This is a genomic window from Butyrivibrio sp. INlla21 (assembly GCF_900116875.1).
GTDB lineage: Bacteria > Bacillota > Clostridia > Lachnospirales > Lachnospiraceae > Butyrivibrio.
In genome coordinates this window covers 245,474-257,395 of the sequence record NZ_FPCC01000002.1, presented here as the reverse complement: position 1 = coordinate 257,395, position 11,922 = coordinate 245,474, and the positions used below count along the sequence as shown (strand labels likewise).

The following is an 11,922-nucleotide window of genomic DNA, read 5'->3' as shown; positions in this document are numbered from 1 at the left end:
TTTCTTGTTACAGAATGTCAAAAATATAATCGTCCTCAAGTCCTAAATAGTCTTGCATCGCTCCATAATCACCGCCTTCAAGTGCTTCTCTGCACTCAGCGATTATGTCATCTGCCTCTTTCGATGTAAGCCCATCACGTTCCATTAAAATTCTCTTTGTTTCTGTCATAATGCACTCCTTTCTTAAAACCCATTTACTAATCTGTCGAAGATTGTGTAGGGCTGTGTTGCCACAGCCCATTGCCTTACACCTTAATAAGACCAATTGCCTTTTCGGCTGTCCTTACAGGCATGATTACCGTTGTTGCCTCGTCATTAGATACCGTCATAATGCCGTTCTTGGCATATCTTATTTTGCCTTTTTCAAGTGCTTCAAGGCTCTTTCCAAGATACCTTGCATTGATAACCGGCTTTCCTTCACCGAAGTTGTAATATGCCTTGTCGCTTTTCTTAAGCGTCTTATAAGCCGCCTTAAACTTGTTGATCTCGCCAATAGACAATCCCTTTACTTCTTTGTTAGAAGTGAGAGTATTAAGCTGGGTGACAAGGGTAGAAATTGTTTCTACCTTGCCAAGGTCATACTCTCCATTAAGAATTACTGCAAAATCTCTGTTTGTACCTATTGTTTTTCCGCCTGCAATCATTACTCCGTGAAGTTGTTTGCAATCAGGCTCTTTCTTTTTCTCCAAGTCAATGACATAATTCATCAACTCAACCGCCTTAGATGGACCCGCATCAGGTTCCTCGTCTTCCTCTGCTATTTCCTCTTCCTTTGCAACCTTGGCTTTCTTCTTTCCAGTAAACCCTGCCACAACCTCTGGAAGTGTTTCTGCGAGCCATACAAGGTCTTCCATTGTGAGGGTAAGCCCTTTACCCATCTGCTCTTTGCCGTCTTTCTCTGTCCACTTTCTAATGTCAATCTTGGGTTCTCTTCCGTTAAAAGCTACGCTTCTGACCTTAATAGGTCCGTTTTCCTGTGCTGCATACTCTGCAACTACTTCATACTTAAACTCTGCCATAACTTTGTTCTCCTTTTCTCATTGTTTACATTGTTAATTTTTACTAGCCTTATATCATACAGACATCTTAATCTGGTCAAGCAATAACACAACGCTCGACCTTTCCAGAGCTATCAGCTCTTTGATTGCTTTTGCCTTGGAAACTTTGATCTTATCCGTTGCAGTTCCATCGTACTTGTAAAGAGTGTAAACATCATTCTCTTCATCTCCGTACTCTCTACACAGAAGTGCAAGACGGACTTCATTTACTCCACCATGCGAACTACGATATAAAGATACCTCTACATCGTGGATTGTCTTTCTGTTGAAGACTGCAATAGCTTGCTTGATTTGCTTTTCAAAACTGTCCTGCCTATCAGATAACCATTCGCACTCTTCAACCGTAAGCCATGCATTCTCTTCGGCTCGTTTTGTGGAAACGATGCCCTTTTCTCTATACCGAATTTCCAAACCGACATCTTTATCCATAGTCTCTCCTTTCTAATCTGTTTCTAAAATCCCAATAATTTAGTCCCATTTGCTCCTTCAACAGAAGGTACAACTTTGCGTATGTAACTCCAGCATCGAATATATCAGACCCACTTTTGTGCCATCGGTTAGCCATTAACAGTGTTTGTGTGTCATTATCAATGAGCCTTAGATTGTTAAGGTTAGCATCATTCTTATCACCAATAACAGAAACAACTCTCATTCCTTTGGGTATTTCGCCATAGTGTTTCTCCCAAACAAGCTGTCGCTTGGACTTCCATCCATTTTCTGTTTTTATAACATATTCACCTTTAGATGAAATTCTTTCGGCACCTATAGGCATTGTGTTGTGTGGGACTTGCCCTTTCTTAAAGCTGGTTGAATTGCCACCTTTTAGTTTACTGACATATTCTTCTCTGCCACCTTTCGTTTTCTGCCAAGGAACGCCGCCTTGTTTAAAACGTCCATCATTTGAAGCTGACCAACCTCTTTGCAAGCATCTTACATTGATTGTGTTAATCTTGATGCTAGTTCCAAACCTAGAATTAAATTCTCTTGTAAGTTCTTCCCTTGACATAAGTGGCGAGTTTTCCTTTAGAAACTTATCTTCTTCAGCTGTATACTGATGTTCGATATGTTTGCTCAACCCAAGTCTTTTTGTGTGATAGTGGAATGCGGACACCTTATAATCCGTACCATATTTCTTGTTAAACCGATTGCGCAAAGCTTCAACTGGCATTAAACCAAAATTGTCAGTGATGTATTGCTCTTGTTCTCTAGTCATGTCAATCTCCCAAGATAAGTTTCATTGCCACAGAATTTCCAAGTGACTTTGTCTGAGCTGCAAGCTTTTCCGTTCTGAGGATGAGGTCGCCATTGTTAATCATCTGCTTTGCAAGGTTTGTGATGATAACAGACTGTTCATTCTCTGTCTGTCTTTCTTCTGGTGTAAGATCATCTCTCAAAGTAACCTTAATTCTGTCACCTAAAACATCCTGTAACTGTAATAACGTCATTCCCTTATCCATTTTTTTATTCTCCTTTCTTAATCCATTACATTTCCCATCAAAAGACAATCGAGATAGTCCTCGTCTGCTTTTGACCTGCCACCGCTCTTGAGCTGATTAAAATAGCTGTTTGCCTCGCCTTGTGTTTGCCAAGCAGTATCAAATCTAAAGCCTCTTTCATTAGGACGCTGATACCTTATATTGTACTTTGCACCTAAATCAAACTGGTCGTATTCAAGCCTTAACAGATTTCCGTTAAAGGCTTTCTCTTCTCTCAGGATTTCCTTACCCATCACATCTCCTTTCTTTATCTTGCAAACACTTGTATCTATTTCCATTCCGCTTCTTTATATTCCGGTAGATGGAATACGATGTATTTAGTCAGCCTTTCGGACAACTTCTCTATTGCCTCATAGATTGGACTATCACTCACATCTCCTTCACTACACTGATACAGGTAACAATGCAGTGATTTAAGCAGCTGATAATGCCAAGTCTGAACGCCACCGCCAGACTTCCATATGTCATGACCTTCCTCATAATCTTTCCCGTCATACATCTCAGCAGCACCCTTCTGTCCGTATCTCGCTTCGAGTGCGCTCAAGTTAGTTCCTGCAAGTCCCTTAAAGATCCTTTCGTCTGACTCTCCGCGAAATAGTATCTCTATTTCATTTGGAAACTCAAAACCAAAGGCATCAAATCCTACTAGCAAATACCTACTTATAACGTCAGTTATCATAGATAAACTTTCCGTTCCTACATAAAATGAACTCATATTACACCCCTTTCTTTTACACTTTTGTGTAATTAGACTCTTGTCTGTCAACGTGAAACTCTCCGTCGTTTATGTTTAAGCTATACTCAGGATTTCTAATCACAAATCTGATAATGTCCAATAGTGTTGCATCTCTCCACTGCTCGTTCATATCCCTACTACTCCCATGAGTCTTTCAATCTCACTCCAATCATCTGTTCTGTAAAACATTACGGTGTAATCATAATCGTGATTGTGAACACGCACCTCAAAAATATAACGCTCATATTCACCGCCGTATTCCCTTTTATCTGGGTTTACGTAGTCTTGCCATACGTTTACCTCAATCTCAAGGTCTGGATGTTCAACGTATCTTGAAATGTGAGGACATACATCATTGTGCCATGAATTATCTTCCCATCCCTTTGGGCGATGGAACTCTCCGTCATAGTCTGGGAACTCAGTTTTCCATGTTCTTATTATTTCACCGCTCTCAGTTAACATATTTCATCTCATTCTCCTTTCAGTTAATTAGTACAAGTATTACGAATGCTAAGCCCATTCCAGCTACGAACATCGTGCATTTCTTTAAGAACCGCCTAGTTTCGCAATACTCGATGTAGTCTAACGCTCTGCGTTCCCTTTCTACCATTTCCCACAATTCTGTCTTTACCATACACATTCTCCTTTCGCTTAAACTACGTTCTCCCACTTCTTTCCGTTGTATCTGTAAGCATGGTTGCTGAGGAAATCCTCGGGCGCAAGAACCTCTGAGTTTACAGATGATACCATCTCATTTAACTCTCCCTCCATACCTGAGAATGAGTTTCCGTTGATGAGAATAACCTCATGTAGTGAGGACGGTAACATATATGTGTTTTCTTTTACGTCTGTATAGAGAATTGCTGCTGCTCCAAGCGTTTTCTGGTCATTAGTCACAATAGTCATAGGGGGTTCTAGATCTGATATTGGTGCGCCAAATCCTGCAAGAGCATCCATCATGCTCATTCTCTTTGACGGAGTAATAACCTTGGCTGACTTAATCGCATCAGCGAATAGCTTTGCGTTTGTGATACCCCACTTCTTTACGTGCTCATCAGTTATTTTTATAGTTCCCCTGCCAAAACCTACATCATCTACGATGACGTATGCATGCATGTAAAGGTCGTCAAATCCCTTTGCCTTTCTCTTAGAAAGTCCTTTTCTAGGCTTAGATGTAAGCATTACAGATAGTTTTGTCTTTACATTCTCATAATCTAAGAACCAACTTCCGTCAAAGCTTGGTGTTCCTGACCCTTTGTATGCCCTGATTATCATGTCAACATTCTCATCTACGGTTCTGTCCTCTGAGAAATAAATCATAGGCGCAATGTTGCTTCCCTCTGACCGAATTTCAAGACCATTTCTCTTCACTCCATTTTCCTTTTCCACTTCTCTGAGCACCACTGTCTTTCCCTCAAGTTCCATAGCAACCCTATCTCTGATTTCTTCTGCAAATGTCATGTTCATAATTTTGTTCTCCTTTTTCTTTAACTGTTAATTATTTGCACTGTACCATATTAAGTTATATAAAACAATAGTCACAGACTATTATTTTTAATAAATACACCTACCATACTCAGCAGGTCTGCCTTTACGCTTGCATTTCCCTTTACTACATCAGCAAATATGACGCGCAAGGCCTCAATGTCGTGTGTAACTATCGCCTTCATGATTTCTTTTTCCATTTCATCACCTTCTTTATGCTTGCATGGTTATTTCCTTTCCACCTATGCTCTTAAACTTATTCTTCTCAAAGTAGTATCCACTCCAGTAAACATCTACAATCTCGTCATCTGAGATGGTTTCCCTTGTGCCATTGTCGTACATGGTGCAGATAATCAAATCGCCTACCTCAAGATCTTCCGGTCCTTCAAATTCCCATTCCATTCCTACTGCGTCAACACATACTGCGGTATCCGTTATGTTGTCTATTTCGACGATTTCCATTGCTCTTGGATATGTGTTTGCAAGTGTAAATGCCGTTAATAAAGCAGTTATCATATTATTTCTCCTTTCAATTCCTTAAATCTTTTATCGCTTCAACGTTACATTCCTTGCACAGCTCTTCAAACGTTTTCCCATTCCCGTGCATGATTGGTCCGCAAGCTATGTAGACTGTAGTAAATATACTTCCGTCGTTTCGTTTCTGTTCTACTACTGTTACTCCCGCGTCATAGTTATATCCTTTGCGGAGTACTGAATCTTTACTTCCAAATATCATAGGCAGCTTTCCTTTCTTATCCAAACTCCTCATCTTGCCATGCGAAGTTGACTCTCTCTTCTAACTCTGCGATTTTATCATGCAGGTAATATAATTGCTCCTGCAACTCAGCGGTATTGTGATAATCCAATATATACGATAATTCCTGGTATTTCCCTCTGAGTTCTGCAAGCTCCTTTTCGAGTTCCCTTGGGTCCTCATATTGTCTATACATAACGCCACTCCTTTCTTTTACGCAACAAAAAAGAGCAGTTTTAGTCATGCTCAGGACTGCCCTCGTATCGCTTAGAGGCGTGCGGTAAACAATAACCTCATGAATGAGGCAATTAAATTTTAGAACAATAAATGTTAGTTGTAAACAGCCATTTCATTGGAGTATCTCGCTCAAACAGGAACTCTGAGAAACCGGAGAAAAGGCTCGCGACAGCTTCCATCGTTTCCCTTTCGCCTAGGCTTACGTAGTCATATTCATCGGGGATCCATTCAATCTCAATCGCATGAATAACAAAATTCTCGTTCAGAGGCGTCGCAGTGTAAGTTAGTTTGCCTTGCTCGACGAGTTTGTCTAGCGTAGCAATAGCCTGCTCATACATAGCGTATTCCTTTTTCCTTACGACGTAAGGTGGGAACACCCTATCTCCTTCTTGGTTAGCAAGAAACTCAAGTAGTTCCTTATCATCCATACACAATAAATTCCTTTGCATGTGAGTCATACGTTGCCATGTCAAAGCTGACACACGCCCATAACACACGCAAAGCTTCACCCTCCTTTCTTTTGTTCCGTCTACCATACAAGACCTTTGTTGCTTCATATGGCGTAACTCTCCGATTGCCATTTGCCTTTGCAAATTCCCTAGCATAGCTCAGTGATATTCCGTCAGCAACCGTGAGTGGCATTATGAGTGCTTTGCCCATACAGACCTCCTTTCCATGATACCACAACGTAATCGCGCCGCCCATCCCCATATAGGAAAATGAACAGCGTGAGCCAATTTGCCTTGTGCCATGGCAGTAAACTGCCTAATGCACCATTTCCCTATGACGAGAAGAGGCTTTCCCTCTGGTGCCAAAAGCTCCATTTCTTTTAGTGTGTGACTCTTGTTATCCAGAGGTGTGCACTCCCTCATTGTTTGCAAGAGCCGTTTGCTTTAAGAGCGTTTTGGTATGCGCTCTGGAGCTGTTTTGCCTTAGGTGTACCAAACCTAAGCGGTGTTTGCGCTTTTGCCTTAGCGACCAACTATGCCAAGTGGCATGTTTCATGCGTTGGATAACATGACTACGGTTTCTTTTTCCCAACCGCAGAGAGGCTTTGAGAATAGATTTATGTCATAGCGCCTCATCTCGTTTGGCGCTTGTACACGATGCCTAATCCTTTTGTACCTCGCTTTCCTTTTGCTAAGCACCTACACGCTAGGCGTTTCCCTAGCTCCTCACCTCTGTACGGACCCGTCGGTCACCGCTACCTCGGTGCTTTGCCTTTGTTTAAGGAAGTCTGGTCTCCCTTACATAAATCGCATGCAGTTTTAAGTTGTTTCATGCGTCAACTAAGCCCCGTTTCGCTTAGGCTCATCAGTTACGGACTTTCACCGTAAGACGGGGAGGCAGTTTAGCGTCATGCCTAGGACGTTTGCCTTACTTTGCGAGCTTGATCTTGAGTTCGATTGCCTTGGCGTCAGCTGATACTTTCTTCTGGTCAGCCTCTGCCTTTGCCTTTGCTTCCTTAACGGCTGACTCTTCCTCGTCAAGAGCCTTAATCTGTGCATCAATGTACACAGCGAATGCCTTTTCCGTTTCAGGAAGTTCTGCCTTTCTCTTGTTCCATGCCTGACGCTCAGTCTTAATTTCAGCAAGCCTGTCAATAGCATTCTGAATATTACGCTGAGCCTTGTAGTATGCTGACAGGGTATCCCTCTCACCATCCTCAAGTACGGCATTTTTAGCAATTGCACATCCAAGCAATGACTCTACTTTCTTACGGAATGCAGGGTCAGATACCTGCACCTCAGCGGTTCCATTGGTTGTTGCCATGAAATCCCACACAAATCCGATAAGGTCTTCAACGTCACTCTCTGCAACGTGGAGTTCTCTTGTTGTCTTGTTGGTCTCACCACATGACAGTATCTCTTTCCACTTGGGATAGATGAGGTTACGTGCAGCATAGAGCGCATCCTCTGTGATAGTCTTATCAAACCGACTATTCTTCTTGAGGCGAACGTAATTCCATACTGTCTCCTGCAACTTCTTTACGTCTGTCTGCCACTGGATGAAGTAGTTGTTATCAATTCCGGCACCATCTATGAGGTCCTTGTTGATAGCCTTTCTGTTACCGGTGTTATGTGCGATAACGATAGCGGGTCTCATTGCGTTGAAGTTGTAAACTTTCTTTGTCTTTGCCATAATTCATTCTCCTTTTGGCTTTTACTGCTGCGTGACACTATGCCACACAGTAGGCTCTTGCATTTGTGAGCCTATATCAATACACGACCCAACGTCATGTACTCATATAGTGCGTAGGATCTTGGAGGTCATCGCCGACTTTCTGCCAGACCCTACGCAAATAAAACGTCACGGTAGAGGTCATCGCCGACTTTCTGCTACCGTCACGTCAATACTCACAAGTGCAATCGCTTCAACTCATTACCTAGCGAACATGGTTAGGCAGTCACCTAACGGGTGTGCGGGAAACTTACGCAATCCCATCGACATCCTTGTCATCACCTTGCGTGTGGATGAACCACAAACCTCACGTATCGCATATCCCCGTGAGCGGAACTATTCACATCTCAAGACCTACACAATCGAGTTGCCACATTGCCATGCCGTCATATCATGCACCCACGTACCGTCCATCCCAGCCTTAAAGCTCAGGCATTATGTGAGGTAGCTCATTCCTCACTCGTGTTAAGCACGTATCCTCATGACGTAACGTGTGGTCTGGGAGCACATCGCCGTGTTTCAGCCCAGGATCCTCACATGACGTGATGTGGTACTTTCAATCGCTTATTCCTGTTAAGACGTGACATAGTCATGCCATAGGAAATGCTTGGAGGTCATCGCCGACTTTCTGCCAAGGTTTTTTCCACCGAAAAAACAAGCGGAAAAAACTTTCCTACACTATATACGCAATTAGCACTCTAATTTTTTGCACTTTTTTTGAAAAAAAATAAAAAAATTTTTGAGCACTAAAAAAAGCCCGTAAAAACGGGCTTTTTAAAGCGCTATAGGTTAGCGATATAGCATTTTAGCGCATTCCGATATTTTAGATTGCAGGCGTGTAATGGTTGATACGTTACAATGTAACTTTTTAGCGCATTCTGTAAACGTTGCGCCGTTTATACGCATTTTTACTATAGTTTCAATGCGTTTATAATCCTTAGGATATACCGACATAACGACCGATAAAAACGATTGATACAATGACATAGACTCTATATCGTCAAAGTCTGCATAGCTTGCTAGCGCCTTTACATTAAATATATCTATCTCTTGACCGTCAATCACTGTATAAACATGTTTATAGTGTTTTTGCATGAACTGATACATAAACCGACTACAAGCACCATAAACGGCTTTTATTGCGTTATCGCTAGTAATAGTCAATACTCCGTCAATTATTGCTATATCGTCAATATTTTCGATGATAGCGACTAAAATTTCACTCCTTACATCGTCAATGTCAATAATTGCCGTGCCATGCGTCAATATTTCATAGGCATTCATGTTACCCTTGCTATATAGCTTGTTTAGGCAATGACGTGCAATTTTGCCGTGAATATCGTTATATACGATAGTATCAATCATACTGTCATACATCTTTACGTCGTTAAAAGTCGGTGAAAATACGCTATTAATCGGCGTTTTGGGTAACAATAAATTGTTATCATGGTTGCTAGTGTTAATGTTAATGGTTGCGGTTGTTGTGCTTTTACTCATAGTAAATACCTCACTTTCATAATTTGACTAGCCGTGATTGATTGATTGATTGATTGAATGGCTAGTCGGTTATTGTTTACACGTTCATTATACCGCCGACTATCAATTGCAAATTATAGTTTGTATACCCTATAGGGGGTATTTTTAGCGTAAACCCTGGATTTTTCTGGATCTCCGGTTAAGCTACTTCACTCACACACAGAGTTCAAAAGCAGAACAATACCCAAAAACACAGATTAGTAAACATAGCATAAATAGTGAAATAAAGAGAGAAAGAGAGAATCGAAGAGAAAATCGAAGATATATAGAGAAAGAGGGATATAAGGATAGATTATAAAAAAATAACAAGACATAAATAGATATTATAATAAACAGATTAAAACGTCAGTGTTTCTGAAGGAAACAGTGACAACGGCTGCGGAGCTTGCCGTGTAAGCGGAGTAGAGGGATAGGTGAGACATGAGCATCATTACAGCGAATGTCGGAGAGAATTAAAGAGAAAAAGACCCCATAAATATTTTGTCTACTTTTTAATACCCTTTTCTTTAAAGGGACACCCCCTTCAAACCCGCATGGTTAAGCCAAAAAAAAATCAGTTTGTCTACTTTTGTATTTTTTGGGTATTTTAAGCAAAAATGCTTCAAAGCCAGTATTCATCTATGTTTGAGGGTGTTTACCGAGAAATGAAAAACAGGTAGACAAAACGCTGAAAGCCAGAGCCAGAGTGGATTTGAAAGAAAAAATTTTTTTGAAAACCCATAAAACGTGGAGGGATGAAAACGTAACTTCAAAAGCCTAAAACATGCATGGTTACTGAACGTGGAGGGATTTTGTATACTATTATCAACACCATAAGTAGACATAATTAACAATAGATGATATGATGTTCATGCTAGAAAAAATTAAAAGTATTGGAGGGAGATTGATGATCCATGTAGTAGATGCACCAACTGGGCAAGGGAAGACAAATGCAGCAATAAACTATATGAATAGTCATGATGAAAGATTTTTGTTTGTGACACCATACAAGACTGAATTGCAAAGGATAATAAAGTCATGTCCTGAAAAGAAGTTTTGCCAACCGGAAGCTGAATACTCTAAGAATACAAAAGTCATAACAAAGAAGAATGGAATAAAGAGGTTGTTTAAAAGTAAGAGGAACATTGTTACCACTCATGCTCTGTTCAGATTATTTGATGAGGAGATGATAGAGTTTTGCAAAAGATACAATTATATTCTTATCTTGGATGAGGTAACTGATGTTGCAGAAATTTACGATGAGTTAAAGCCTGATGATCTAAAGGTATTATTAGAGAAGTTTGTAACTGTAGACAACTGTATGCTTAAGTGGAGAGAAGATAAAGCTGGGTATAATGGCAATAAGTTTCTAAGAGAAAAAGGACTGTGTGACATGAATTGCCTTTATGTGTATGGCCAGACTACTATGTTGTGGCAATTCTCGATAGACATCTTCAGTGCTTTTAAAGAAAGCTTTATATTGACCTATATGTTTCAAGGACAGCTTCAGAAGTATTATTATGATTTCCACGGCCTAGAATATGATAGATGGTATGTGAAGGGAAATAACCTTGATAATTATCAATTAACTCCGGACAGACAAGAGTATGGCAGTCCTTCACAAAATAAAAGTCTTGTCAGCATTGTGGATGGGGAAAGAATGAACAGCATAGGTGATGATTACTATGCACTGTCAAGTACATGGTATAACGATGAAAAGCACCAAGATGATATAGATATTGTCAGAAAGAAGCTTGTTACTTTCTTTAAGCATTATGCTGAAGGTGGATCCGATTATGCTTTATGGACCTGCTTTATAGATGACCAAGAAAGCTTAAAAGGTAAAGGGTATGCAAAAGGTTTTCTTTCCTGTAACGCCAAGGCGACAAACCTATATAAGAACAAGAATAATCTAGCATATATGATAAATACATTTATCAACCCGGTTATCAAGCAGTTCTTTGAAGGAAATGGAATAACTGTTGATGGTGATATGTATGCTCTCTCATCTCTTATACAGTGGGTATGGCGTTCTGCAATAAGAGATGGTAAGCCAATAAAACTATATATCCCTAGTAGTAGGATGAGGAATCTATTTGAACGATGGCTTGACGATGAGATTGATGTTGAATGGGGGTAATTGCATCTCAGGAAATGTATAAAATGTGTTTTCTACACTTGCATTATTTAAAGTTTATGGTTATAATATGACTATGAACAGTGTCATAGTAAGTTCTCCTACTTAATGTTTCCTGTGCATCATATAGCTCTCCCGCAAGGGATGTGTTGGAAGCGGAGGTTCGATTCCTCTCACAGGATCTAGGGTAAGCCTATATACCTACAAGTCTCAGGTTTCACAAACCAACTACCCAGCGTATAGGCAGTCACAGGCACTAACGTCTGGCCGGCTGAGTACAGACAGCCAAACGTAACTACTGATTTTATTTTGAAAATCTTTTT

Annotated in this window: 20 protein-coding genes; 1 reads left to right on the top strand and 19 read right to left on the bottom strand. The window is 40.6% G+C overall.

Going from position 1 to position 11,922, the window contains the following annotated elements; all coding sequences use genetic code 11:
• Positions 1 to 7 precede the first annotated feature (7 nt).
• From BM377_RS16235 to BM377_RS01335, 19 genes are all read right to left on the bottom strand, one after another.
• On the bottom strand, positions 8 to 169 hold the full coding sequence (locus BM377_RS16235; RefSeq protein ID WP_177223761.1) for a hypothetical protein: 162 nt from the start codon (positions 167 to 169) through the stop codon (positions 8 to 10).
• Between the two features lie 76 nt (positions 170 to 245).
• Positions 246 to 1,019, bottom strand: coding sequence for a PC4/YdbC family ssDNA-binding protein (locus tag BM377_RS01405; RefSeq protein WP_092242616.1), 774 nt, complete (start codon positions 1,017 to 1,019; stop codon positions 246 to 248).
• A gap of 54 nt (positions 1,020 to 1,073) precedes the next feature.
• Positions 1,074 to 1,487, bottom strand: a complete 414-nt coding sequence (locus BM377_RS01400; RefSeq protein ID WP_092242613.1) for a hypothetical protein — start codon at positions 1,485 to 1,487, stop codon at positions 1,074 to 1,076.
• Positions 1,480 to 2,271, bottom strand: coding sequence for an HNH endonuclease (locus tag BM377_RS01395; protein WP_092242610.1), 792 nt, complete (start codon positions 2,269 to 2,271; stop codon positions 1,480 to 1,482). Before BM377_RS01395 ends, BM377_RS01400 begins: the two co-directional genes overlap by 8 nt.
• Position 2,272: 1 nt before the next feature.
• Entirely contained in the window at positions 2,273 to 2,515 is a 243-nt protein-coding gene (locus BM377_RS01390) for a hypothetical protein (RefSeq protein WP_092242607.1), read from the bottom strand.
• Between the two features lie 17 nt (positions 2,516 to 2,532).
• The gene (locus BM377_RS01385) at positions 2,533 to 2,832 is read right to left on the bottom strand and encodes a hypothetical protein (protein ID WP_092242606.1); all 300 of its coding nucleotides are present in this window, start codon (positions 2,830 to 2,832) and stop codon (positions 2,533 to 2,535) included.
• A complete protein-coding gene (locus BM377_RS01380) occupies positions 2,823 to 3,269 on the bottom strand; it encodes a hypothetical protein (RefSeq protein ID WP_092242605.1) in 447 nt (148 codons plus the stop codon). Before BM377_RS01380 ends, BM377_RS01385 begins: the two co-directional genes overlap by 10 nt.
• A gap of 16 nt (positions 3,270 to 3,285) precedes the next feature.
• The gene (locus tag BM377_RS16610; protein WP_278289927.1) at positions 3,286 to 3,420 is read right to left on the bottom strand and encodes a hypothetical protein; all 135 of its coding nucleotides are present in this window, start codon (positions 3,418 to 3,420) and stop codon (positions 3,286 to 3,288) included.
• Positions 3,417 to 3,752, bottom strand: a complete 336-nt coding sequence (locus BM377_RS01375; protein WP_092242603.1) for a hypothetical protein — start codon at positions 3,750 to 3,752, stop codon at positions 3,417 to 3,419. Before BM377_RS01375 ends, BM377_RS16610 begins: the two co-directional genes overlap by 4 nt.
• 19 nt (positions 3,753 to 3,771) lie before the next feature.
• Positions 3,772 to 3,924: a hypothetical protein gene (locus BM377_RS16230; RefSeq protein ID WP_177223760.1), complete on the bottom strand. Its 153-nt coding sequence runs from the start codon at positions 3,922 to 3,924 to the stop codon at positions 3,772 to 3,774.
• A gap of 17 nt (positions 3,925 to 3,941) precedes the next feature.
• Positions 3,942 to 4,757, bottom strand: a complete 816-nt coding sequence (locus BM377_RS01370) for a DUF5688 family protein (protein ID WP_092242600.1) — start codon at positions 4,755 to 4,757, stop codon at positions 3,942 to 3,944.
• A 71-nt stretch (positions 4,758 to 4,828) separates the two neighbouring features.
• Positions 4,829 to 4,975, bottom strand: a complete 147-nt coding sequence (locus BM377_RS16225) for a hypothetical protein (protein WP_177223759.1) — start codon at positions 4,973 to 4,975, stop codon at positions 4,829 to 4,831.
• A gap of 13 nt (positions 4,976 to 4,988) precedes the next feature.
• Complete coding sequence (locus tag BM377_RS01365) at positions 4,989 to 5,291, bottom strand: hypothetical protein (RefSeq protein WP_092242596.1); 303 nt, start codon at positions 5,289 to 5,291, stop codon at positions 4,989 to 4,991.
• Positions 5,292 to 5,304: 13 nt separating this feature from the next.
• Positions 5,305 to 5,511 carry a hypothetical protein gene (locus BM377_RS01360; RefSeq protein WP_143104444.1) on the bottom strand — a complete coding sequence of 69 codons (207 nt, stop codon included), beginning with the start codon at positions 5,509 to 5,511 and terminating at the stop codon, positions 5,305 to 5,307.
• A 16-nt stretch (positions 5,512 to 5,527) separates the two neighbouring features.
• Positions 5,528 to 5,725 (bottom strand): hypothetical protein, encoded by a 198-nt coding sequence (locus tag BM377_RS01355; RefSeq protein ID WP_143104443.1) that lies wholly within the window; start codon positions 5,723 to 5,725, stop codon positions 5,528 to 5,530.
• A gap of 112 nt (positions 5,726 to 5,837) precedes the next feature.
• Complete coding sequence (locus tag BM377_RS01350) at positions 5,838 to 6,194, bottom strand: hypothetical protein (protein ID WP_092242586.1); 357 nt, start codon at positions 6,192 to 6,194, stop codon at positions 5,838 to 5,840.
• A complete protein-coding gene (locus tag BM377_RS01345; RefSeq protein WP_092242583.1) occupies positions 6,187 to 6,426 on the bottom strand; it encodes a hypothetical protein in 240 nt (79 codons plus the stop codon). The genes BM377_RS01350 and BM377_RS01345 overlap by 8 nt, the downstream gene beginning before the upstream one ends.
• 717 nt (positions 6,427 to 7,143) lie before the next feature.
• Complete coding sequence (locus BM377_RS01340) at positions 7,144 to 7,908, bottom strand: hypothetical protein (protein WP_092242580.1); 765 nt, start codon at positions 7,906 to 7,908, stop codon at positions 7,144 to 7,146.
• Positions 7,909 to 8,736: 828 nt separating this feature from the next.
• Positions 8,737 to 9,444 (bottom strand): hypothetical protein, encoded by a 708-nt coding sequence (locus tag BM377_RS01335; protein WP_092242577.1) that lies wholly within the window; start codon positions 9,442 to 9,444, stop codon positions 8,737 to 8,739.
• Between the two features lie 925 nt (positions 9,445 to 10,369).
• Here BM377_RS01335 and BM377_RS01330 point away from each other — a divergent pair.
• Positions 10,370 to 11,602, top strand: a complete 1,233-nt coding sequence (locus BM377_RS01330) for a DEAD/DEAH box helicase family protein (protein ID WP_092242573.1) — start codon at positions 10,370 to 10,372, stop codon at positions 11,600 to 11,602.
• Positions 11,603 to 11,922: the final 320 nt, after the last annotated feature.

Excerpts from the sequence above, each read along its gene's own strand:
- BM377_RS01330 (WP_092242573.1), top strand. The coding sequence starts at position 10,370 with ATGATCCATGTAGTAGATGCACCAACTGGGCAAGGGAAGACAAATGCA.
- BM377_RS01355 (WP_143104443.1), bottom strand. The coding sequence starts at position 5,725 with ATGTATAGACAATATGAGGACCCAAGGGAACTCGAAAAGGAGCTTGCA.
- BM377_RS01390 (WP_092242607.1), bottom strand. The coding sequence starts at position 2,515 with ATGGATAAGGGAATGACGTTATTACAGTTACAGGATGTTTTAGGTGAC.
- BM377_RS16225 (WP_177223759.1), bottom strand. The coding sequence starts at position 4,975 with ATGGAAAAAGAAATCATGAAGGCGATAGTTACACACGACATTGAGGCC.
- BM377_RS01350 (WP_092242586.1), bottom strand. The coding sequence starts at position 6,194 with ATGGATGATAAGGAACTACTTGAGTTTCTTGCTAACCAAGAAGGAGAT.
- BM377_RS01340 (WP_092242580.1), bottom strand. The coding sequence starts at position 7,908 with ATGGCAAAGACAAAGAAAGTTTACAACTTCAACGCAATGAGACCCGCT.
- BM377_RS01360 (WP_143104444.1), bottom strand. The coding sequence starts at position 5,511 with ATGATATTTGGAAGTAAAGATTCAGTACTCCGCAAAGGATATAACTAT.
- BM377_RS01405 (WP_092242616.1), bottom strand. The coding sequence starts at position 1,019 with ATGGCAGAGTTTAAGTATGAAGTAGTTGCAGAGTATGCAGCACAGGAA.
- BM377_RS01335 (WP_092242577.1), bottom strand. The coding sequence starts at position 9,444 with ATGAGTAAAAGCACAACAACCGCAACCATTAACATTAACACTAGCAAC.
- BM377_RS16235 (WP_177223761.1), bottom strand. The coding sequence starts at position 169 with ATGACAGAAACAAAGAGAATTTTAATGGAACGTGATGGGCTTACATCG.
- BM377_RS16230 (WP_177223760.1), bottom strand. The coding sequence starts at position 3,924 with ATGGTAAAGACAGAATTGTGGGAAATGGTAGAAAGGGAACGCAGAGCG.
- BM377_RS01375 (WP_092242603.1), bottom strand. The coding sequence starts at position 3,752 with ATGTTAACTGAGAGCGGTGAAATAATAAGAACATGGAAAACTGAGTTC.
- BM377_RS01365 (WP_092242596.1), bottom strand. The coding sequence starts at position 5,291 with ATGATAACTGCTTTATTAACGGCATTTACACTTGCAAACACATATCCA.
- BM377_RS01345 (WP_092242583.1), bottom strand. The coding sequence starts at position 6,426 with ATGGGCAAAGCACTCATAATGCCACTCACGGTTGCTGACGGAATATCA.
- BM377_RS01385 (WP_092242606.1), bottom strand. The coding sequence starts at position 2,832 with ATGGAAATAGATACAAGTGTTTGCAAGATAAAGAAAGGAGATGTGATG.
- BM377_RS01395 (WP_092242610.1), bottom strand. The coding sequence starts at position 2,271 with ATGACTAGAGAACAAGAGCAATACATCACTGACAATTTTGGTTTAATG.
- BM377_RS01380 (WP_092242605.1), bottom strand. The coding sequence starts at position 3,269 with ATGAGTTCATTTTATGTAGGAACGGAAAGTTTATCTATGATAACTGAC.
- BM377_RS01400 (WP_092242613.1), bottom strand. The coding sequence starts at position 1,487 with ATGGATAAAGATGTCGGTTTGGAAATTCGGTATAGAGAAAAGGGCATC.
- BM377_RS01370 (WP_092242600.1), bottom strand. The coding sequence starts at position 4,757 with ATGAACATGACATTTGCAGAAGAAATCAGAGATAGGGTTGCTATGGAA.
- BM377_RS16610 (WP_278289927.1), bottom strand. The coding sequence starts at position 3,420 with ATGAACGAGCAGTGGAGAGATGCAACACTATTGGACATTATCAGATTT.